This window comes from Xanthomonas sp. 3075, from assembly GCF_014197275.1.
GTDB lineage: Bacteria > Pseudomonadota > Gammaproteobacteria > Xanthomonadales > Xanthomonadaceae > Xanthomonas > Xanthomonas campestris_B.
This window is the reverse complement of sequence record NZ_JACIFI010000010.1, coordinates 1-22,109: the sequence shown is the minus strand read 5'-3', so window position 1 is coordinate 22,109 and position 22,109 is coordinate 1. Positions and strand designations below refer to the sequence as shown.

18 protein-coding genes are annotated in these 22,109 nt (G+C 62.6%); 8 read left to right on the top strand and 10 right to left on the bottom strand.

Translation table 11 applies throughout. The annotated features are described in order from the left end of the window. Positions 1-27: 27 nt before the first annotated feature. From GGR62_RS10940 to GGR62_RS10900, 9 genes are all read right to left on the bottom strand, one after another. The gene (locus tag GGR62_RS10940) at positions 28-696 is read right to left on the bottom strand and encodes an acetyltransferase (protein WP_184407932.1); all 669 of its coding nucleotides are present in this window, start codon (positions 694-696) and stop codon (positions 28-30) included. Beyond that, positions 693-1,325, bottom strand: coding sequence for a class I SAM-dependent methyltransferase (locus tag GGR62_RS10935; RefSeq protein WP_184407931.1), 633 nt, complete (start codon positions 1,323-1,325; stop codon positions 693-695). Before GGR62_RS10935 ends, GGR62_RS10940 begins: the two co-directional genes overlap by 4 nt. Continuing rightward, entirely contained in the window at positions 1,306-2,235 is a 930-nt protein-coding gene (locus GGR62_RS10930; RefSeq protein WP_184407930.1) for a glycosyltransferase family 2 protein, read from the bottom strand. The genes GGR62_RS10935 and GGR62_RS10930 overlap by 20 nt, the downstream gene beginning before the upstream one ends. After that, complete coding sequence (locus GGR62_RS10925; RefSeq protein ID WP_184407929.1) at positions 2,232-2,927, bottom strand: WbqC family protein; 696 nt, start codon at positions 2,925-2,927, stop codon at positions 2,232-2,234. Before GGR62_RS10925 ends, GGR62_RS10930 begins: the two co-directional genes overlap by 4 nt. After that, the gene (locus GGR62_RS10920) at positions 2,924-4,777 is read right to left on the bottom strand and encodes a DUF6077 domain-containing protein (protein WP_184407928.1); all 1,854 of its coding nucleotides are present in this window, start codon (positions 4,775-4,777) and stop codon (positions 2,924-2,926) included. Before GGR62_RS10920 ends, GGR62_RS10925 begins: the two co-directional genes overlap by 4 nt. A 173-nt stretch (positions 4,778-4,950) precedes the next feature. Next, positions 4,951-7,026 carry a M13 family metallopeptidase gene (locus GGR62_RS10915; protein WP_184408055.1) on the bottom strand — a complete coding sequence of 692 codons (2,076 nt, stop codon included), beginning with the start codon at positions 7,024-7,026 and terminating at the stop codon, positions 4,951-4,953. 147 nt (positions 7,027-7,173) lie between these two features. Then, entirely contained in the window at positions 7,174-7,869 is a 696-nt protein-coding gene (locus GGR62_RS10910; RefSeq protein ID WP_184407927.1) for a glycosyltransferase, read from the bottom strand. 103 nt (positions 7,870-7,972) lie between these two features. Then, positions 7,973-8,968 (bottom strand): aldo/keto reductase, encoded by a 996-nt coding sequence (locus tag GGR62_RS10905; protein WP_184407926.1) that lies wholly within the window; start codon positions 8,966-8,968, stop codon positions 7,973-7,975. A gap of 249 nt (positions 8,969-9,217) precedes the next feature. Beyond that, positions 9,218-10,114: a LysR family transcriptional regulator gene (locus tag GGR62_RS10900; protein WP_184407925.1), complete on the bottom strand. Its 897-nt coding sequence runs from the start codon at positions 10,112-10,114 to the stop codon at positions 9,218-9,220. A 106-nt stretch (positions 10,115-10,220) separates the two neighbouring features. On the opposite strand from GGR62_RS10900, the gene GGR62_RS10895 reads away from it, so the two are divergent. From GGR62_RS10895 to GGR62_RS10880, 4 genes are all read left to right on the top strand, one after another. Next, positions 10,221-10,586 (top strand): DoxX family protein, encoded by a 366-nt coding sequence (locus tag GGR62_RS10895; RefSeq protein ID WP_184407924.1) that lies wholly within the window; start codon positions 10,221-10,223, stop codon positions 10,584-10,586. A 77-nt stretch (positions 10,587-10,663) separates the two neighbouring features. Then, positions 10,664-11,482: a class III extradiol ring-cleavage dioxygenase gene (locus tag GGR62_RS10890; protein ID WP_184407923.1), complete on the top strand. Its 819-nt coding sequence runs from the start codon at positions 10,664-10,666 to the stop codon at positions 11,480-11,482. A gap of 326 nt (positions 11,483-11,808) precedes the next feature. Further along, complete coding sequence (locus GGR62_RS10885) at positions 11,809-13,053, top strand: putative DNA modification/repair radical SAM protein (protein ID WP_184407922.1); 1,245 nt, start codon at positions 11,809-11,811, stop codon at positions 13,051-13,053. 177 nt (positions 13,054-13,230) lie between these two features. After that, positions 13,231-14,670 (top strand): UdgX family uracil-DNA binding protein, encoded by a 1,440-nt coding sequence (locus GGR62_RS10880; protein WP_184407921.1) that lies wholly within the window; start codon positions 13,231-13,233, stop codon positions 14,668-14,670. Between the two features lie 797 nt (positions 14,671-15,467). On the opposite strand, the gene GGR62_RS10875 is transcribed toward GGR62_RS10880, so the two are convergent. Beyond that, on the bottom strand, positions 15,468-16,025 hold the full coding sequence (locus GGR62_RS10875) for a fasciclin domain-containing protein (protein ID WP_184407920.1): 558 nt from the start codon (positions 16,023-16,025) through the stop codon (positions 15,468-15,470). Positions 16,026-16,602: 577 nt separating this feature from the next. Here GGR62_RS10875 and GGR62_RS21200 point away from each other — a divergent pair. The 4 genes from GGR62_RS21200 (at position 16,603) to GGR62_RS10855 (ending at position 21,756) form a co-directional block, all read left to right on the top strand. Then, a complete protein-coding gene (locus GGR62_RS21200; RefSeq protein WP_260305829.1) occupies positions 16,603-17,244 on the top strand; it encodes a hypothetical protein in 642 nt (213 codons plus the stop codon). Positions 17,245-18,003: 759 nt separating this feature from the next. Further along, entirely contained in the window at positions 18,004-19,641 is a 1,638-nt protein-coding gene (locus GGR62_RS10865) for a Na+/H+ antiporter (protein WP_184407919.1), read from the top strand. 412 nt (positions 19,642-20,053) lie between these two features. Continuing rightward, positions 20,054-20,998, top strand: coding sequence for an ABC transporter ATP-binding protein (locus tag GGR62_RS10860; protein ID WP_184407918.1), 945 nt, complete (start codon positions 20,054-20,056; stop codon positions 20,996-20,998). After that, the gene (locus tag GGR62_RS10855; RefSeq protein ID WP_184407917.1) at positions 20,995-21,756 is read left to right on the top strand and encodes an ABC transporter permease; all 762 of its coding nucleotides are present in this window, start codon (positions 20,995-20,997) and stop codon (positions 21,754-21,756) included. The genes GGR62_RS10860 and GGR62_RS10855 overlap by 4 nt, the downstream gene beginning before the upstream one ends. Positions 21,757-22,109: the final 353 nt, after the last annotated feature.

Below are 22,109 nucleotides of genomic sequence, written 5' to 3'. Positions count from 1 at the left end.
TATCTCTGAATGTGCGGGTTCCCTGGCTCATATTTTCTTTAGCCGGCTACTGGGAACAGGGGAGCGCTCTGTCGCACTGCCAATATAAAGTCCCTCATCTGCGGCATCACTCAATAGAAGGACGCCTGCGCCAACGACCGTCCTGGTGCCGACATGGATATGGTCGCGTAGCGTTGCGTTGACCCCGATGAAGCATTGCTCGTTAATCGTCACGCCGCCGGAAACAACGACGTGTGATGCAAGGAAGCAATGGTCACGGATGATGGAATGATGTCCGATGTGATTGCCGCTCCACAGGGTGACGTTGTTGCCGATCTGCACGAACGGCTGGATGGTATTGTCTTCGAGAATAAAACAGTTCTCACCTATCATGCCGTCGTTGAGCAGTGTGGCGCGGGAGCTCACATAGCTAGCGAGTCCATATCCTGCCTGCTTTGCTGCGAGGTACTTTTCCTTGCGAATGGAGTTCAGTTTCGAATAGCTCAGCGCCACAAACACCATGTGACTTTTGGGAGGATAGTGCTCCGCCAGATGTTCGAAGGGAACGACCGGAAGATCGCAGAAATAATCCTCTTTTATATAGGCGCTGTCTACAGTAAAAGCCACAACTTCATAGTCGGAGTCGTGACTAAAATAGTAATGGGCAAGTTGCGCAATGTCGCCCGAGCCGAATATCACTAAAGATTTTTTGCTCATCGTTGTTTCCTTACGAGGATGGTGAATTCGTAAAGGCCATAGTCATGTAGCAGCGCCACGTCGCGCGAATAGCGCCGCTTGCATAGGTCAAAGTAATGGCATGGATCTGCGTAGTAAAGATTTGGACGCATGCGATCTTGGTCAGAATAACTGGTGAGGCAATTGAACGAGAAACCCAGGCGGCTGGTTCGATCCAGTACATCGAGCGTGTTCTCCACATGTGCCTGCCAGTGCTCTTCAGTCTGATCAAGTCGGACGTTGAAAATGCCGCTTGCGACACCATAGTCGCCGACACGGTCCGGTTCACCTGCCACGGTGAAGCGTGCTCGGGGATCACCGTGATAGCGCTTCTGTGCCGCATCGACCATATTGGTGGAGACATCGAAGCCGGCATAGTCAACGCGACCTTGGTCACGCAGGAATTCATACAGCGCACCATAGCCGCAGCCGAGGTCGTTCAACGAGTATTCCTGGTTGTCGTGGCTGACCTTGCTCAGTTGCGTGAATCTCAGTGATTGGCTTGCTTCACTGTTCCAATCGACACCCTTCGCGGTCTCTCCATGCTGAGCGAGTTTTTCGTTGTAATACCCTGCAACTTCGGCAAGAAGTTCAGATTTTTCGCTTTGCATGTATCTGCCTCACGATCGTATAGGGGCGCTGTTTGGTTTCGGAGAAAATCTTGGAGAGATAGATTCCAATAACGCCTATGAAGGAGATAATCATGCCCCCCAGTAGCCAGATTGAGGCCATCACCGATGTCCAGCCACTTAGCGGGCGTGCCAAGAACGCCCAGTGAATAAACAGGTAGCCGATGTAGGCTGCAGAAATGGAGCAAATTGCTACGCCGGTGTAAAAAATACTCACTAGCGGGGCGTTACTGAACGAAGTTACCGAGTTTATTAGCAGCGACAGCTTCCGGCGCAGCGTGTAGGTGGTTTCGCTTGTGCTGTGCTTCTTGACAGCGCAGGCGCGTTGATCGAAGCCGGTAATATGCCAGAGCCCTGCCATAAAAACCTCGCGTTCGCGATGTTCCACAAGTGCTGTCACATAACGCCTTCGCATCAGTCTGGCGGTCACCACATTTTCCGGCAGCATCATGCCTGTCAGAAATTTGAATGCCCGGTAGAACCACTCGCCACTCCATTGCTCGAATATACCGCCCTTGCGTCGTTGTTGAGCGCCATAGACGACATCGCAACCATCAAGCTGCATCTTTTCAAAAAAATTCTGTAGCCATTCCGGCTCCTCTTCGAGGTCGCTGTCGATCAGGAAAACAAGTTCGCCATTTGCATGAGCAAGCCCGGTCATCATTGCTTTATGGTGACCAAAATTGCGGGATAGGTCGATGACTGTCAGCATCGGATCCGTTTCCGCAATCGCTACGGCAAGCTCAAGGCTCTCATCAGGGGAGCCATCGTTGACCAGCAGGATTTCGTAATCGTCGCCAACCAAACGTCGCGCTTCCGCAGTCGCGCGGGAGTGAAATTCTTTCAGATAAGACGCCGATTGGTATAGCGTCGCAACGATCGACAGCTTCATGGGCGTGCGTATCTCATGTAATTGTGTGCTTCCGGACCACAGTTGAAGAGTAAATCGAGCACGCTGACGCCATGGGTGAACTCCCCCCATAGCTGAGGGTATGGCGGATATCCTGCATAATCGAACCAGGTCAGTGCGATGCCGAAGTCACGAAAGACGGCTTCCTCGATGTAGTTCTTGGCTGCAGGCCCGGAGATGTACTCAGTGGCACCTGCCTGTGCGCACAGGTCGGCCAGTCGTTCGGTTTTGCCATCGAGCAGCACGCGATCAGTCGAGCTGCTGATTTGCGTGGTGATGTTCAGCTGACGGCAAATTGCTTCGATGAAGCATCGATTCATCTGAGAAAGGCTTGTATAAGATGCCAAATACAGTGGCTCCAGCCACGTCGCGATCTGGGCGAAGTAAGGCGCGCGGCGATAATTCTGAGTAAGCGCCCGCCAGTGTAGAGCGGCCCACTGGTTGCCATCGAGTTCGGTTTCGGCAATTGTCTGGTGATACTTGCCTTTCGACAAGACCGGAACCGTCAGCCACTGCACGCCTTGTGGCGTTTTGATCTGGTTTCGATTGCGCCAGTCGCGTTTGGTGTATTGCATATCGTCGTAGAGGATGAACTCGTCAACGGCGCCGATGAGGTCGAAATAACCCTTCCAAGGGATGTAGTTCGATTGGAGGATTGCAACTTTCTTGCTCATCGCGCATCGCCCCGTGCGCGGCTGAATAAACGATAGCCGCCAGCGATGCCGCAATGATTCGTATATCCTGCGTCGATCAACTGTGTTGAGGCTGTCTGGAAGTTGATGGCGCTCTCCTTGGTAAGGATATGTTCTGGTGCAAGAGGTGAACTGATCAAGGTCTGAAAGGCAGATGCCGCTTTTGTCGATTTATCATCAAGATACAGGTAAGCGCCTGCGGCATTCCGCTGTTCCAGCGGGACCTGACTCGGAACGCTAGCCAACATCAGGACTAGATAATCTTCGCGCATCACATATTGTGGGAATTTCGCAGATAGCAGCAGCATGTTGCTCGCAATCGGGATCGGTGCCAGGGTCGTTCCCGCATATGCGCAGCGGATCGCCTGTTCGGACGTCGCGCGATCGGCTTCGCCGATCTTGTAGCCGGGTGTTGATAGCGTCGCGCCGTTCTCGACCCTGAGCACAGAGGTGGGTCCCCATAACGCGAAGAATGCCGTGATGGATATCATAGATAGTGCCAATGCGGCACCGATGCGGCCAGCATTGAACAGGAGCCCCAAGGCCAGTGCAGGCAGTAACGGAAATGGCAGAAGATAGAATAGACGCCAATAAATATTTTCCGTAGTGAGGTAGTGAATGACGCTATCGGAAATCAATGGATTGAGCAGCATCACCCCGAGTGCCAGCGTCCAGGCGGCAAAAAATCGTCGGTAGGGTGAAAAGGCCAGCACCGCCATCAAGGACGCTGCGAACAGCCAGGGCGTGATCGGATAGTCGGGATTGATAATAAAGCGGAACTGATCAGCGAACGATTTTGGGAACCCAGCGTTGATCTGGCTGCCTGCAGCAATATTGTCCACGGCATAGAAGCGAAAGCTGATTGCCATGGCGACCACCGGCAGCAGCGTGGCGCCGTAGCGCAACGCCAACGCCAGATGTTCGGCGCCAGGTAGTCGACCTGAAGCCTGCATGTGATTCGCAAAAGCGATGGTCAATGCAAGGAAAGGAAGAAAGATCATCGCCGTTGGCGTCGCCGCTGCCATGGCGACACCGAGTGCTGCCAGTATCAGCCACTGTGGCCAGCTTGGCTTTCTCAGGTAGCGCAGAGAAAAGTAGATCCAGCTGGGTGCGCCTACGGACAGGAACATATACTTGCCGTGGAAGGCGCGTGCGATGCTTAGATTCCCATAACTACGGTGCGTTTCTCCTAGCAGTAACATTAAGAGAAGATAGAAAAGGCCGCATATCAGCACTGTCCCTGAGCGTTTTTCGAAAAGGCCAAGCAGCACGAGTGCCGCAGAACCCATCAAAAAACCGACGATGCCGGGGAATATGACATGGTAAAAATCTAGGTACGGACGGCCCGTCAAGTGTGCGAGGGCGGCCTGTGATAATTCGTAGTAGGGGAAAACGCCTGAAATTGGGCGTCGTTCCACCGCAGCCAACCAAGTGACTTGCGAATCGATCGGTGCGTCTGGATGTTCCAGGTAATACAAGGATTTTGGAACATAAATCGAGTCGTCGATATCGGGGCGATTGATGGACATGGCCAGCACGCCCGATAGCATCGCCAAGGTCAAGGCGCCAGCAAAGTGCCAGCGTTGCCCATGGCTCTGTAAGCGCCTGGCTTGACGGCATATCTGGAAAGTCATTGCCGTCACTGTAAGCGCTGCTGCGAGCCCTATTCCAAAGCACGCAGTTGAGAAGCTAAAGGCCATTTTATGGCAGAGCATCAGTACCAGAGTGGAGGACGCCAGGAAGCACGCGAAGCCCGCCAGGCAAGTGGCGAATAACGAATGGCCGATATTTTCCCCGGCAACGTCATTTCTCTCGAAGTGCGCGTCTAGCATGTGTGTGGTAAGTACCGATATCAGGAGTCGACCCAGGTCTCCCTGCTTGCTGCCTCTCTGTAGCAAGTCGCCGGGCAGGCACGCTTGGCCGAATCAAGACGTCCCGATGCTCAGTTTACTGTGCAAGCCATGCCCAGGGGGACATTGATCCGTCCCTGGCGGTGCGGAGTCGATCACCAGATCCTGACACGCTGCTCAGGCGCAAGATACAACTGCTCGCCCTGCTTGACCTCAAACGCCGGATACCAGGCGTCGATGTTGCGCACGGTCTGCGCGCGGAAGCGTCCGGGGGCGTGTACATCGGTGAGTACCGCATTGCGTAGCGCTGCGTCGCGGTACTTGCTGCGCCAGGCCTGCGCAAAGCCCAGGAAGAAGCGCTGATCCGGGCTGAAGCCATCGATGGTCTGCGGCTGCTTGCCTTGCAGCGACAACTGATAGGCGTCGTAGGCGGTGGCCAGCCCGGCGACGTCGGCAATGTTTTCGCCCAGCGTCAGCTTGCCGTTGACCGCCAGATCGTCGAACGGTTTGTAGGCACTGAACTGCGCGGCGAGCGCGTTGCCGGCGGTCTCGAATTTTTTCAGGTCCTGCGGCGTCCACCAGTTGTGCAGCTCGCCGTGCTCGTCGAACAACGCACCCATGTTGTCGAAGCTGTGACTGATTTCGTGGCCGATCACCGCACCGATCGCGCCATAGTTCACCGCATCGTCGGCGGCCGGGTCGAAGAACGGCGGTTGCAGAATCGCCGCCGGAAACAGCAGTCGGTTTTCCAGCGGTATGTTCAGTGCGTTGACTTCCTGCGGCAGCATGTACCACTCACGGTGATCCACCGGCGTGCCCAGCTTGGCCAGGTTGCGGCGGTAGTCGAACAGGTCGGCACGTTCGACGTTGCCCAGCGCATCGTCGCGGCGCACGTCCAGGCCGCTGTAATCGCGCCAGGTGTCCGGGTAGCCGACCGCGACCGTCAAGCCGGCGATCTTGGCCTTGGCATGCTGCTTGGTTTCCGGGCTCATCCACGCCAGCGCGTCGATGCGCTTGCCGAAGGCGGCGACGATGTTCTTGACCATCTCTTCGGCGCGCGCCTTGGTTTGCGGGCTGACGTACTTTTTCACATAGCGCTGGCCGACCGCCTCGCCCAACGCGGCATTGGTGGCATCGATGCCGCGCTTCCAGCGCTGGCGCTGGCGTGGTGTGCCTTCCAGCGTGGTGCCATAGAACGCGAAGCGCTCGTCGGCGAAGGCCTTGGACAGATAGGGCGAGGCACGGTCCAGCGCGCGGAAGCTGAGGTAATCCTTCCAGGTCTGCAGCGATTCGGACTGCACCAATGCCGACAATCCGGCCACGGCCTGCGGTTGCCAGACGATGAAATCCTGCTGCGCCTTCAATCCGGCCGCTTCGAAGAACAACGGCCAATCCAGGCCGGGCGCATTGCGCACGAAGTCGGCCTGTTTCCACGCATTGGCGCCGGCCTGCACGTTGTTGGTCTGCTCGGCGGTGGCGTGCGCGCGCGCAATCGCCGTTTCCAGTGCCAGGATGTGTTCGGCCTTGGCCGGCGCGTCGCCGATGCCGGCCAGTTCCAGCAGTTTGACGATGTGCGCACGGTAGGCCTCGCGCAGCTGTGCCATGCGCCCGTCGTCCAGATAGAAGCTGCGGTCGGGCATGCCAAGACCGCCTTGCACCAGATACGGCACGTAGCGGTCGGGGTGATGCAGATCCTGCGTGATCCACACCCCGAACAGCCGGTCGGTATAGAAATTGGTGGAGTTGAGCAGATCCACGTCGGTGCGCAACTGGCCGCCCAGGGTGCGTGCCAATGCCTGCTTGTCGTCCAGCTGCGCAATCGCCTCCAGCGCCGGCTGCACCGGGCGCACCCCTTTGACCTCGATGCCGGCTTCGTCCATGTAGGCGGCGTAGTAGTCGCCGATCTGCTTGTCTTCACCGGTGACGCGGTCGTTGGCGGCGGCGCCTTCGATGATGTCGCGGCTATGCCGTTCGGTCTCGATGGCGATGCTGACGAAGCTGGTGAAGCTGGAGCGGTCGTCCGGAATCCGGGTGGTCTTGACCCAGTTGCCGCTGGCATAGCCGAAGAAGTCGTCGCCTGGCGTCACGCTGCGGTCCATGCCGGCGAGGTCGAAGCCGAAATCGCCGAGCTTGGGGGTGCTGGGCGCCGGCTTGGCCTGCGTGCTGGCCGACGGCGCCTGCGCGAGGTCATCGCGATGACATGCCGCACTGGTGAGCAGGGCGGCAGAGATGGCAGCGATCAGGACAGGACGGGACAAAGGAGCCATGCGGCGCAACTCGAAACTGATACAGACGTTCCAGTGTAAGTTGCCACCGTCGTCGCGTCCCGGGCCAAACAGCGGCGATAACGCGACAGCGGCATTGCGGACACGCCCGGTTCAGCGCCGGCGCTGGTACCAGAAGCCGAGTGCGTCGCGCGTCTGCAGCATGCGCCGGCCGTGCCACAGAAACCGCAGCAGCAAGCCCAGGTGTTCGCGCTTGGAAAAACTGCGCAGCTTGCGGTCAGAGGTGTGCACGGTCTGGCGCAGGATGACGAACCGCCCGCAGCGCGCCAGGGCGCGGCTCAAGGCGACGTCCTCACCGGCGTAGTAGCGTGCGTCGAAGCCGCCTGCGCTGACGAATGCAGCGCGCGTGCAGAACAGAAAGCACCCGGGCGCGATCCCGCTGACCCGGAAGAACCAACCGAAGATGGCTTGGGCGGTGCGTTCGGACCATGTGCGGTCGCCCTGCAGGTGCACCTGCGCGCCACCACCCACCGCGCCGGCATCCAGCGCGGCAAGCGCTGCGCCGACCACCTGCGGGTTGACCAAGGTGTCGGCATCCAGAAACAGCAGCCGATCGCCTTGCGCCAGTTGCGCACCGGCATTGCGGGCGGCGGCGATATGCCGCAGTTGCACCTCGAGCACCTGCGCATCGGCCGCGCGCGCAAGGGCGGCGGTGTCGTCTCCGCAGCCGTCGGCCACCACGATGACCTCGTACTCCAGCTGCATGGCCTGCGCGCAGGCATGCAGGCACCGCAGGGTGTCGCCGATCAGCGCGGCCTCGTCATGGGCGGGAATCACAAAGGACAGCATGCGGTCGTTTGAAGTCTGTAGGTGATACGGATCAGTGTGCGAGCCGCGCCGGTGCGCTGGTGTGAGCGTGCGGCGCCCACTGCAGGCGGCCGCACGGCATGGGTCAGCGGTTGACCGCGCCCATCATCGCCTCGGGATAGCGGGTGCCGGCGGCGGCCAGCGGCGGGAAGATCGCATCGATACGCGCCAGCTCGTCCGGCATCAGCGCCACATCGAGCGCACCGATGTTTTCTTCCAGATAGGCCAGACGCTTGGTGCCCGGGATCGGGATCAGGTCCTGGCCCTGCGCCAGCACCCAGGCCAACGCCAACTGTCCGGGCGTGATGCCCTTGTCGGCGGCGATCGCCTTCACCTGCTCCACCAGGTGCAGGTTGCGGGTGAAGTTGTCGCCCTGGAAACGCGGCGAATGGCGACGGTAATCGTCGGCATCGAAGTCTTCCGGCGAGGAGAACGCGCCGGTGAGAAACCCACGCCCCAGCGGCGAATACGGAACGAAGCCGATACCGAGCTCGCGCACCGTGGTGAACACGCCGTTGTCTTCCGGCTCGCGCGACCACAGCGAGTATTCGGTCTGCACGGCGGTGATCGGATGCACCGCATGCGCGCGGGCAATGGTGGCTGCGGCAGCTTCCGACAAGCCGAGGAAACGCACCTTGCCCTGTTCGACCAGGCGCGCCATCGCGCCGACCGTGTCTTCGATCGGCACGTTGGGGTCCACGCGGTGCTGGTAGTACAGGTCGATGTGTTCGACGCCCAGGCGGCGCAGGCTGGCTTCGCAGGCGGACTGCACATAGGCCGGGCTGCCATCGATGCCGCGCACCGACGGGTCGTTGGGATCGAGCTTGATGCCGAATTTGGTGGCCAGAAACACTTCGTGCCGACGTGAGGCGATCGCCTTGCCGACCAGCACTTCATTGGTATGCGGGCCGTACATGTCGGCGGTGTCGAGCAGGCTGATGCCGTGGTCGAGCGCGCGGTGGATCACCGCGATCGACGCAGCCTCGTCGCTGCGATCGCCATAGAACGCGCTCATGCCCATGCAGCCGAGGCCGAGTGCAGAGACGGTGGGGCCGGACCGGCCAAGCGTGCGGGTTTGCATGGTGGAAAGCTCCATGTGGGAGAGGGCCGGGGAAGGATGCGGTTGGGCGTGTTAGGGCGATGTGCCGCGATCGGTGAGGCGTTGCGGGCTGGTGTGCGACGCGCGCGCGGCAATCGGTGTGCAGCGCGCCGCCGCTGCCGTCATGCACGACGAGCTGGCGATGCCCGTCCCCGGCTGTCTGGGTCGCCTCGGTCAGTCCGTGCGCGGAAAGATCGCGCCCAACGGCGTAGCCACTTGGTGCCCAGGGCATCAAGCGGTTGCCGGGTCCGCCATGCATTCGACCAGGTAATCGATGAAGCTGCGCACCTTCGGCGCGAGATGGCTGCGGCTGGTATAGACCGCAAAGATGCCGACGTCGGCCAAGGCGTACTCGGGAAGAATGCGAACCAGGCGACCGGCGGCGAGATGGTCGTCGGCCAGAAAATCGGCCTGTATCACGATGCCCAGGCCAGCTAGCGCGGCCACATTGAGGACATGCCCGTTGTTGGCGTGCAGCCCGCCGCGGATACGCACCTCGACCGCGCCTTCCGGCCCGTGAAAGCGCATCTCGTTGCCGCTGGGTGCGTAGTGGTAGAGCAGGCATTCGTGGTCGGCCAGCTCCGAGGGGTGCATGGGCGTACCCGCGCGGGCCAGATAGGCCGGTGCCGCACAGGGCACGACGCGCACCGTTCCCAGGCGCCGCGCAATCAGCGTCGGCGCCGGCTGACGGGTGATGCGGATGACCACGTCGAAGCCTTCTTCGACCATGTCGACCAGCCGGTCGGACAGCGACAGATCCAGTTCCACCTGCGGGTAACGTGCGCGGAAACCGGGCAGCAACGCCGCCAGGCGCTCGATTGCATAGCTCAACGGTGCATTGACGCGCAATACGCCGGCCGGCTCCAACGCCTGCGCGCCCACTGTGGCCTCCAGATCGTCCAGATCCGCCAGCAGCTGCAGGCAGCGCTGGTAGTAGGCGGTGCCGGCGCTGGTCAGGCTCACCCGTCGTGTCGTGCGGTTGAGCAGGCGGGTGCCCAACCGTTGTTCGAGCGCGGCGACCTGGCGGGTCACGCTGGCGGTGGAGCGGTCCAGGGCGTCGGCGGCGGCGCTGAAGCCGCTGCGTTCGGCCACGGCGGTGAACACACGCATCGCATCCAGGGTATCCATGGACCGTCCCATTGTTGCTTCGATTGCAATAAATTATCCGAATTAAAACTATTTATCATGAATTTGTAAGCAATAGGCTGTGTGGACTCTCACTGGAGCGCGTCGCATGTCCACCGTATCGGCCTCTCCGCATACCGTTGCCTACGGCGCTGCCTTGTTGCGCGTCAGTCTGGGTGCGTTGTTTCTGGCGCATGGCCTGACCAAGCTGCTGGTGTTCACGCCGGCCGGCACCGTGGCCTATTTCCAGTCGCTCGGCCTGCCGGGCCCGCTCGCCTACCTCACCATCGCGCTGGAACTCGGGCTCGGCCTGTCCTTGGTGCTCGGCGTCTACGCGCGTTGGGTCGCCCTGCTGGGCGTGCCGTTGCTGCTGGGCACCATCGTCAGTGTGCATGGCGGCAACGGCTTCGGCTTCTCCAATCCGGGCGGCGGCTGGGAATACCCGGCATTGTGGGCGGTGCTGCTGATCGTGTAATCGCTGCTCGGCGATGGTGCGTTGGCATTGAAGCCGGCGCGTTGAAGCGGCCTGTCGCCCTGTTCGAGGAGTTGCCGATGCCCCGCCTGCCTTCCCTCTATATCTCGCACGGATCGCCGATGACTGCGCTGCAGCCAGGGCAGGTTGGCGAGCGCCTGGCAGAACTGGGCCAGGCCTTGCCGCGCCCGCGGGCGATCGTGATCGCCTCCGCGCATTGGCTGGGCCGTCGCCCGTTGGTCAGTAGCGCTGCCCGGCCGGCGACCATTCACGACTTTGGCGGTTTTCCTGCACCGCTGTACGCGTTTGACTACCCCGCGCCGGGCGAGCCGGTGCTGGCGCAGCGGATCGCGGCTCGCCTGGAACAGGCCGGCCTGCATCCGCAGCTGGACCCGCAGCGCGGCTTCGACCACGGCGTGTGGGTGCCACTACGCTTGCTGTATCCGGCTGCGGACATCCCGGTGGTGTCGGTGTCGATCCAGCCCGAACTCGGCCCCGCCCACCAGTTTGCGGTGGGGCGCGCGCTTTCTCCGCTGCGCGACGAGGGTGTGCTGGTGATCGGCTCGGGCAGCATCACCCACAACCTGCACGATCTTCGCCACGGCTACAGCGTCGAACGCGAGGCGCCGTATGTGCGGCCCTTCATCGAGTGGACCGAGCGCAAGCTGGTCGAAGACGACATCCCCGCGCTGCTGGATTATCGCCGCCAGGCACCGTATGCCGAACGCGCGCATCCCACCGACGAACACCTGTTGCCGCTGTATGTGGCGATGGGTGCGGCCGGCGGCGACCGGCTCGGCGCGCAGCGCATCGATGCGGGTATCGACATGGGGTTGCTGGCGATGGACATCTACCGCTTCGATGGCGGCGGCCTGGTTGCGGGGCATGCTGTGGCGTAGCGCCCAATGTGGTCCGGTGCATCCTCCGCGCTCCCGTGCTCCCGTGCTCCCGTGCGGATCGCGCGGATCGCGCGGATCGCGCGGATCGAGCGGATCGAGCGGGAGAGCGGGAGAGCGGGAGAACGGGAGAACGGGGCGGCTCGCGGCGTAAGGCGTGAGGCGTGAGGCAACCCCGCCCGGGGCTGCGGCATGCGCGGGGACGGTGCTTGCCCCCTGACGCGGCCGCTGGCGACCTCTGCGCGACCCCGTCGCCGCGCTCTGAAGCATTCACGATGCGGTACGGCCCAGTCTCACAGCGTGAGACGCGCCCGTCTCATGCTACTGCCGTGAAAATCCTCGACAAGCTCGCAGTGCTGGCCGACGCGGCCAAATACGATGCCTCCTGCGCTTCCAGCGGCGCGAACAAGCGCAATTCGCTCGGTACCGGCGGCATCGGCAGCACCGAGGGCATGGGCATCTGCCACTCGTACACGCCGGACGGCCGCTGTGTGTCGCTGCTGAAGATCCTGCTCACCAACTTCTGCGTGTTCGACTGCGCGTATTGCGTCAATCGGGTGTCCAGCAATGTGCGCCGCGCGCGCTTTACCCCGGAAGAAGTGGTCACGCTGACGCTGGACTTCTACAAGCGCAATTACATCGAGGGCCTGTTCCTCTCCAGCGGCATCATCCGCAACTCCGATTACACGATGGAGCAGCTGGTGGAAGTGGCGCGGCAGCTGCGCGAGGTGCATCACTTCGCCGGCTACATCCATCTCAAGACCATTCCCGATGCAACCCCGGAGTTGCTGGCGGCGGCCGGCCGTTATGCCGACCGTCTGAGCATCAATGTGGAACTGCCGACCGAGCAGGGCCTGACGCTGCTGGCACCTGAAAAAAGCGTTGGCGGCATCCGCGCGGCGATGGGCGAGCTGCGTTGGCGCATCGAGGAAAACCAGCTGGAGCGCAAGGCCGAGAAGGTGCGCCGGGCCAAGCCGCCCCGCTTCGCGCCGGCCGGTCAGAGCACGCAGATGATCGTCGGTGCCGACGACGCCAACGACCGCAGCATTCTGCACACCAGCCACAATCTCTACGGCAATTACCGGATGCGCCGGGTGTATTACTCGGCCTTCAGTCCGATCCCGGATGCCTCCTCCAAGTTGCCGCTGCAGGCCCCGCCGTTGCAGCGCGAGCACCGGCTGTATCAGGCCGACTGGTTGCTGCGCTTTTACGAGTTCAGCGTGGAAGACATTGCGCCGGCGCACTCCAGTGGCATGCTCGATCTCGATGTAGACCCGAAGCTGGCCTGGGCGTTGCGCAACCCGGAGCGGTTTCCGGTGGATTTGAACGTGGCGCCACGCGAGATGTTGCTGCGGGTGCCGGGCCTGGGCACGCGCAATGTGGAGCGCTTGTTGCTGTCGCGCAGGCATGCACGGTTGCGGGTGGGAGACCTGGCACGCTTGCGGGTGCCGATGAAGAAGTTGCTGCCGTTCGTGAGTGTGCTGGATCATCATCCGCGCCAGCGACTGGATGATCCGGTGCGGTTACGCGCGCAGTTGGCGCCAGCGCCACGGCAGGCGAGTCTGTTCGATTGAAACCGCAGCTACCCGCTAGCATCTGGTGCACCGCCGCTTCCGCTGCCTTCTCCCATGTTGCGGGAGAAGGTGCCCGAAGGGCGGATGAGGGCGGCATCACGCGAAAAGGTGCCACCCAACGCCAGTGCTTGCGCAGCAACACGACGCTTTTGCCAATCCCCAACCCCGCCCATCGCGATGTTCAGCGCTGACGTTGCGCCGGGTTGGAGTCTTGATGCGTGGCGCGCGTCGGCGCGGGCGGGGTGGTGCGCGCAGGTGGAGCCTGATTCCATTGCATGGAATGGGGGCGTGCAGGGCGGGTTGTTGATGGGGCAGGCGCTGTCGGAGTTGCCGGCAGTGGTTGGTGCGCCACGGGTGTCGGCGGAGTTTCTGCAGATGGCGGGCGCAGTGCTGTGTCATCGCGATCCGCAGCGGTACGCGGTGCTGTATCGGTTGTTGTGGCGGGTGGCGTCCGGTGAGCGGGCGTTGCTGGAGCGGGCGACCGATGTCGATGTGCACCGGGTGGCGCAGTGGCAGAAAGCGGTGCAGCGCGATACGCACAAGATGAAGGCGTTCGTGCGCTTTCGGCGCCTGCCCGGCGAAGAGGAAGACTTCGTTGCGTGGTTCGAGCCCGAACATTGGATCGTGGATCGGGTCGCGCCGTTTTTCGCGCGCCGTTTCGCAGGCATGCGCTGGGCGATTCTCACGCCGTATCGCAGCGTACGTTGGGATGGGCAGGCGTTGACGTTCGGCGAAGGCGCGGTGCGCACGCAGGTGCCGGCCGACGATGCGCAGGAGACGTTGTGGCGGACGTATTACGCGCATATCTTCAATCCGGCGCGGCTCAACCCGACCATGATGCGGCAGGAAATGCCGCAGAAATACTGGAAGAACCTGCCCGAAGCGAGCTTGTTGCCGGAGCTGATCCGCGACGCTGGCGTGCGCGTGCGCGCGATGGCCGAACGTGCGCCCGAGCCGGTGCGGCGGCGCGTGCCGGTAGCACCGGCGCCGACTCCGGAAGTGTCCACGCAAAGCCTGGCGCAGTTGCGCATGGCCGCGCGCGATTGCCGGCGCTGCGCGTTGTGGCAACCGGCAACGCAGACCGTGTTCGGTGAGGGGCCGAGCGATGCAGCGGTGATGGTGATCGGCGAGCAGCCCGGCGATGAAGAGGATCTGAGCGGACGACCGTTTGTCGGGCCGGCCGGGCGCCTGTTCAACATGGCGCTGGGCGAGATCGGCATCGACCGCGAAACCGTCTATGTGACCAATGCGGTCAAGCATTTCCGCTTCGAGCAGCGTGGCAAGCGGCGGCTGCATCGCAATCCCGAACGGACGCATGTGCAGGCGTGCAGCGGTTGGTTGCACGCCGAGCGTGCACAGCTGCGCCCCGCGCAGATCGTATGCCTGGGCGCGACGGCGGCACAGGCGCTGCTGGGCAGTGGTTTCCGGTTGATGCAGCAACGTGGCCAGTGGCAACGCCTGGACGATGGAACACCGGTACTGACCACGGTGCATCCGTCCTGGGTGTTGCGGCAAGGATCGGACGCGGCGCGCGAAGAGGGCTACCGTGGATTCGTCAACGATTTACGGCAACTGCTGGATGCGCCAGTGGCGATGCGTGCGGTGCCCAGGGCATAAAAAATGCGCGCACAACCTGCACGCGCACGGTGTCGGAGAATAAGACACCAAGGGGAGCCACTGGCGAGCCAATGGCTCCGTCACCGCCGCTTCGCGGTTGGGGAGCGATGCCGGGAATGGTTCCAGGCATACGCGAATTGCTTTCAACAAACCAACTGCGCATCGAAGCGCATCTCGATGTGCATTTGGAGCGGCTAACAAAATGACTTCGTGTCAGCCTACTGCAGGCCGGCTATCTGCTGCCTGGTTGCAGTGCCCTTGCCCGCCCAGCGTCGCGGGACACGCTGCAAGTACGTCCTTGTAAGCGCTTACGCGGCATCCATGCCGCGTAAGGTCCCGCGACGCTGGGCGGGCAAGGACCAGTCGAGATGGTCGGCATGCATGGGTTTAAATAAAGCAACCAGCGGAGTCTCTGGTGCGGTGTCCTCGCCGCTTGCGGGACCGTGTGGCGGCATGGATGCCGCCACCGAGCCTCCACGGACGGATTCACGGCGTGGCCCGCGAGCGGTGAGGGCACCGCACATTCGACCCACTCAGCGTTTGATCTGGGCTTCTGACTGCATCCACCAAGATACGACCGACAAAACCACTGCACTCACTGACAGGCGCTCGCTAGGTTTTGTTAGATGCTCTTAGAGGCGATGGCGTTGCAGCGCTCGCACGGCGTCGCCTGCGGGCGCCGCTGCATAGGCCGTGTGCTTCTTACCTATCGCGACACCCATCGACGGAACCAATCTTGGCTTCGTCGATGGGCGTGATGCGCACGCCAATAGCCGGGTGCGATCAGTCGCGGGCCGTTACGGCATCAACACCTTGTCGACCACATGGATCACGCCATTGCTCTGCATGACATCGGCAATGGTGACGTTGGCCGTATTGCCCTTGGCGTCGGTGATGGTGACCTTCTTGCCGTTGAGCTTGGCGGTCAACGGTTCGCCCTGCACGGTGGTCAGCGTGGCGCTGCCGCCGCCTGCCTTGATCTTGGCGATCAGCGAAGCAGCGTCCACCTTGCCCGGCACTACGTGGTAGGTCAGCACCTTGGTCAGCATCGGCTTGGATTCCGGCTTCAACAGCGTGTCCACGGTGCCGGCCGGTAGTGCGGCAAAGGCGGCGTTGGTCGGCGCGAAGACGGTGAACGGACCCGGGCCTTTCAACGTGTCGACCAGACCGGCGGCTTTGACGGCGGCGACCAGGGTGGTGTGGTCCTTGGAGTTGACCGCGTTGTCGACGATGTCCTTGGTTGCCAGCATCGGCGCACCGCCCACGGTCGGGTTGGATGCGGCGTACACGGGAGTCATTGCGCTGGTCAGGGCAATGGCGGTAGCAACGGCAAGCGACTGGAGTGAGGTCTTCATGGGGCATCGATCCTTTGGTTTAGCGATCGCCTGGATGGCAATCGTGACCCTGGATACGCGGGGAGATGCCGCGCGGATGCATCACGTGTTCTTTACATCGCTGCGTGCGATGCGCGCCGTCGCTGTAGCGGTTGCTTGTGGACCGTTGCTGGGGCGATGCGCTGCGGTTGTGCTTGCTGCGTTGGCGGCCGGAGATGGGGTGCGGACACATCCAAGGCGGCCACCATGGTTTATCGAGTTACGGCGATCTGACGGCTGCGCATGACCGTGCGCTGTTGTTCCCCACCGACGGAAGTGGGTGACACGCCTCGGATCAGCGGTCACGTTTGGGCATGACTGTCCATGCCGCAGGTGCATGTACTGCCGATGAGCGCCCTTCTGCGTGAAGCCGCAATAACCACGCGCAGAAGGCGCATTTTTCCAGTGCGGTTGCAGGGTTTCAGCCGTGTACTCTCGTGTCGACAGAAGGCATCGCGATTGCCGAGACGCATCGAACAGATCCAGTTCACAAGGTAAGCGATCGATCATCAGAGAGTCGCCTGGCTTCAACCGATCAACCGACAGAGGGTGCGAAGAAATGAAGCCGGAGCGCGCGCAGTTCAACACGATCGTGAGAGGCGCATGGCTGCTTGCAGGCGCGCTGGCCTTGTTCGGCGCCGGGCAAGCAGCCGCTGTCGCACCAGCGCCCGCAACGTCATCGACTGCTGGCGCCACCGCACGCGGCCTCTATCGCCCCGGGCAGAAGTGGATCGTGCCGGGCGAGTGGGAGTTCAGCATCGATGCTGCGCGGCCTGCCAAGGTCAGAATCCATCCTCAAGGCGGCGGATCCTGGGTTCCCACGCAGGTGCTGTTGCTGAGTTACAGCTACAAGAACATCGGGTTCGATGACAGCGCCAGTGTCAAGGGCGGTGGTCCGTCAACGCTGGCGTTCTCGAAAGCCCATCTCGATGTGGTCGATGCCAACGATGCGGACAATGGTGGTGTCGGCAATTACCCGGTGCATCTCCAGCTCGTTCAAGACGCCGATGGTCGAAAGGTCGGGCAGGCAATGGCGGGTGCGCAGTGGCCGTACGCATTCAAGAAAAAGCCCAGGACGCTCAGGGTGACGGTAAGTCACTACGATTCCAGGTTGCAACTGCATGCTGCGACATTCATCGTTCCGGTCGAGGCCACGCGCACGTCCACCCCGCATGCGAAACAGCACGTGCATCGCACGTGAGCGCATCGAGGCGCGAATTGGCAGGCGCCGTGCGCCGGAATGCGGGGTCGTCAGGGCGGGCGATGTGCTTGCCGGCGGGGTGGGCTGCGGCACCTGCGGCCGCGCGACGCGCCGGCAATCCTGCGATAGATCGACGGCATTGCCTGGTTGCTCATCAACCTGGCCCGGTCAGGCGGCGTACCGCTTCACTGACGACGCGGCTGCGCTTTCATCGCCGCTATGACAGTGCGCGTGCAGGCTCCGATCCGCTGATGCTCCGCCTGCATGTCGCCGGTGACACATGCTTGGCCGTAGCTGTCGTCGACAAGCCAGCGGCGCCGCGCTGCGCAGCGTCTTCTGGTCCATGCAATCGGACCGCGATCGGACGGAGTCAGCGCGCAGGTTTCGGTGTCGGCCAATAGGGCGTCGCTGAACGGCGGCCTGTCGTCGTAGGGCGTACTGCGCGCGCACTCGTAGCGTCGCAATGCCGGGATTCCGATCCCGCTCTACCTGCAGGCCCGCCGCCTCGCTGGAGCGCTACTGCACCATCGCGCCGGCCTGCCCATGCGCTGGCGTATCCGTCGGGACCGGCGCGATCCACGCCAGCGCCGGGCATTGCGTCCGCACGTTTTGGTGGTAACGCTGCCGTTGCGTGTCACGCGCAGGCAAGAAGGGGCGGAGGTTTCCTCGCCCGGTGCAAACCGGTATGTTCCTGTTGGCACGTTGTTGTGCATCGCACGATGCGATGCCGCGCGCACCGTTTCTTCTTCCGGGTTTTCCATGCATTCGATCGATGTCGTCCTCGCCATGTTGCTGGCGGTCGCGGCCAGCGGTTATCTGATCCGCATCCTGCCGTTTTCGCTGCCGTTGCCGTTGGTCCAGATTGCGCTTGGCGCGGTGGTTTCCGGTGTGTTCGATGCGGGGCATGAGCTGGAACCGGAACTGTTCTTCCTGCTATTCCTGCCGCCGCTGCTGTTTCTGGATGGCTGGCGCATTCCCAAACAAGGCCTGTTCCGCGACAAGGCGGCGATCCTGGAACTGGCGCTGGGCCTGGTTGTGTTCACCGTGGTCGGTGCAGGCCTGCTGATCCATTGGTTGATCCCGGCGATGCCGTTGGCGGTGGCTTTCGCGCTGGCGGCGATCATCTCGCCGACCGATCCGGTGGCGGTGTCCTCGATTGCCTCCAAGGTGCCGATTCCCAGGCGGCTGATGCACATCCTGGAAGGCGAATCGCTGCTCAACGATGCCTCCGGCCTGGTGTGTTTCCAGTTCGCGGTGGCGGCGGTGCTGACCGGCACCTTCTCGATCGCCAGCGCCTCGCTGACCTTCCTGTGGGTGGCGCTGGCCGGGCTGGCGCTGGGGGTGGCGACCACGTTCGGGTTGAGTCGTATCCAGGCCTGGATCTGGCGCCATTTCGGCGAAGAACCCGGTTCGGCGATCCTGGTGAATCTGCTGACCCCGTTCGCGGCCTATCTGCTGGCCGAAGCCTTCCATGCCTCGGGCATCCTGGCCGCGGTGGCCGCCGGCGTCACCATGAGCTACGTGGAAATGGCCGGCAACGCGCCGGGCAATATGCGGCTGCAGCGCTCGGCGGTGTGGGACACGGTGCAGTTCACCTTCAACGGCATCATCTTCGTACTGCTGGGCGAGCAGTTGCCGGGCATCCTGGACGGCGCGGTGCGCAGCGTGCAGGAAGCCGGGCACCTCAATCCGTGGTGGCTGGCGGTGTACGTGGCCACCATCAGCGCCAGCCTGATGGCGCTGCGGTTCGTGTGGGTGTTCCTGTCGCTGCGCTGGAACATCTTCAAGGCGCAGCGGCGCGGCGAGGCGCATGTCAGCCCGCCGTGGCGGATCGTGGTGGCGGTGTCGCTGGCCGGTGTGCGCGGTGCGATCACGCTGGCCGGCGTGCTCACGCTGCCGTTGATGCTGGAAGACGGCTCGCCATTTCCTGCCCGCCAGCTGGCGATCTTCCTGGCCGCCTCGGTGATCCTGGTGTCGTTGCTGGTGGCCAGTGTGGCGCTGCCGCGGCTGCTGCGCGGCCTGGAGTTGCCGGAAGAAGAAGACGAGCAGCTCAAGGAAGACCTGGCGGTGAAAGCCGCCTCCCAGGCGGCGCTGGAGGCGGTGGAAAAACTGCGTCAGCGGCTGGTGCACGACAGCACGCATGCCGAGCGCTACAACGCCGCCGCCAACCAGGTCAGCCAGCGCTATCAGCGCAAGCTCGGTGCGGTGGACATGGCCGAGACCGACCCGGAAGAGGCCGGCGCCTACGAGCAGGCGCTGCGCCAGTTCCGTCATGCGGCATTGGTGGCCGAGCGCAACGAGTTGTTCAAGCTGGCGCGGCGGCGCGAGATTTCCGACGACCTGTCGCGCCGGCTGGTGCGCAATCTGGATCTGATCGAGTCGCGCAAGCGCGCTTGAGCGCGTGGCAATGGGGAATCGGAAATCGGAAATCGGGAATCGGGAATCGGGAATCGCAAGAGCGCCAGCGGCTGCCGGGTTTGGGGAGGCGCGCGATGAGGCGCTATCGGTCAACCTTCATCGCGCCAAGCGCGCTTCAATGTAGGTCAATGCAGGAATAGGCGGGCATGCGATGCGGTGGGCCTGCACGGCCCAGCTCGCTGATGCCACATCCGGGGCGGCTGACGAAACGTAGCGGCTGCGTGCCATGACTGGCATTGGACGGGGATCGGTCGTGACCGCCTGCGGTCTGCGCAGCAGCGCTGTTGGCCGCTCAAGGTCGCGTGTCGGGAGACACTATCCCATCAGCAGCTCTCCCATCTGGACGGCGTACGGCCTACCCTGTGCCGCTGATCGTTCCAGTGCAGAAGACATGACTCCAATCGTTTCCATCCAGGGATTGAGCAAGACCTACGCTGGCGGTTTTCAGGCGCTCAAGCAGGTGGATCTTGAGATCCGGCGCGGCGAAATCTTCGCGCTGCTCGGTCCCAACGGCGCCGGCAAGACCACGCTGATCAGCATCATCTGCGGGCTGATCAATCCGAGCACCGGCACGGTGCTGGCCGACGGCCACGACATCGTGCGCGACTACCGCGCCGCGCGCGCCAGCATCGGCCTGGTGCCGCAGGAGCTGGCCACCGACGCGTTCGAAACCGTGTGGGCCACCGTGCGCTTCAGTCGCGGCCTGTTCGGCAAGCCGGCCAATGCGGCGTACCTGGAGACGGTGCTGCGCGAGCTCTCGCTGTGGGACAAACGCCACAACAAGATTTCCACGCTGTCCGGCGGCATGAAGCGGCGCGTGCTGATCGCCAAGGCGCTGGCGCACGAGCCGCGCATCCTGTTCCTGGACGAACCCACTGCGGGCGTGGACGTGGAGCTGCGCCACGACATGTGGCAGATGGTGCGGCGGCTGCGCGAGCAGGGCACCACCATCATCCTGACCACCCACTACATCGAGGAAGCCGAAGACATGGCCGACCGGGTCGGGGTGATCAATCGCGGCGAGCTGGTGCTGGTGGAAGACAAGCACACGCTGATGCGCAAGCTCGGCAAGAAGCAGCTCACGCTCAGCCTGCAGGCGCCGCTGCAGTCGGTCCCGGGCGCACTGGCCGATCTGCCGCTGGAACTGTCGGCCGACGGCAACAGCCTGATCTACACCTTCGACACCCAGGCCGAGCAGACCGGCATCGGTGCGCTGCTGCGCCGGCTCAACGAGCAGGGCATCGACTTCAAGGACCTGCATTCCAGCGAGAGTTCGCTGGAGGAGATCTTCGTCAACCTGGTGCATGGCGCCCGCAACGTTGAGGTGCGCGCATGAACCGGCATGCGATCGCGGCGATCTACCGCTTCGAAATGGCGCGCGCCTTCCGCACGCTGACCCAGTCGATCGCCTCGCCGGTGTTGTCGACATCGCTGTATTTCGTGGTGTTCGGCGCGGCGATCGGCTCGCGCATGGGCGACATCGACGGCATCAGCTACGGCGCCTTCATCATTCCGGGCCTGGTGATGTTGTCCTTGCTCAACGAGAGCATCTCCAACGCCTCGTTCGGCATCTACATGCCGCGCTGGGCCGGCACCATCTACGAAGTGTTGTCCGCGCCGGTGGCGTGGTGGGAGATCGTGATCGGCTATGTGGGCGCGGCGGCGACCAAGTCGGTGCTGCTGGGGCTGTTGATCCTGCTCACCGCGCGGCTGTTCGTGTCTTACGAGATCGCGCATCCTGTGTGGATGCTGGGCTTTCTGGTGCTCACCGCGCTGACCTTCAGCCTGTTCGGCTTCATCATCGGCATCTGGGCCGACGGCTTCGAAAAACTGCAGGTGATCCCGCTGATGGTGGTGACGCCGCTGACCTTCCTGGGCGGCAGTTTCTATTCGATCAACATGCTGCCGCCGCTATGGCAGAAGGTCACCCTGTTCAATCCGGTGGTGTACCTGATCAGTGGATTCCGCTGGAGCTTCTACGGCAAGGCCGACGTGCACATCGCGGTGAGCACCGGCATGACCTTCCTATTCCTGATCGTGTGCCTGGGCGTGGTGGCGGCGATCTTCCGCAGCGGTTACCGGCTCAAGGCGTGAGTGGGGAATGCAGTGGTGTTGTCCGCCGCATCCTGGTGGATGCCGTCGGAAGTTCAGGTCAAACGCGTCGGAAGCCCAAATCAAACGCTGAGCGGGTCGAGTGCGCGGTGCCCTCGCCGCTCGCGGGACACGCCGTAAACCCATCCCTGGGGGCTCGGTGGCGGCATCCATGCCGCCACACGGTCCCGCAAGCGGCGAGGACACCGCACCGAAGTGAGTCGGTTGCTTTGTTAAAAACCACACACACCGATCATCTTCACTGGTCCTTGCCCGCCCACCGTCGCGGGACCTTACGCGGCATGGATGCCGCGTAAGAGCCTTATCTGTTCGGATTCTGGCAGTTTAGGTGTCGA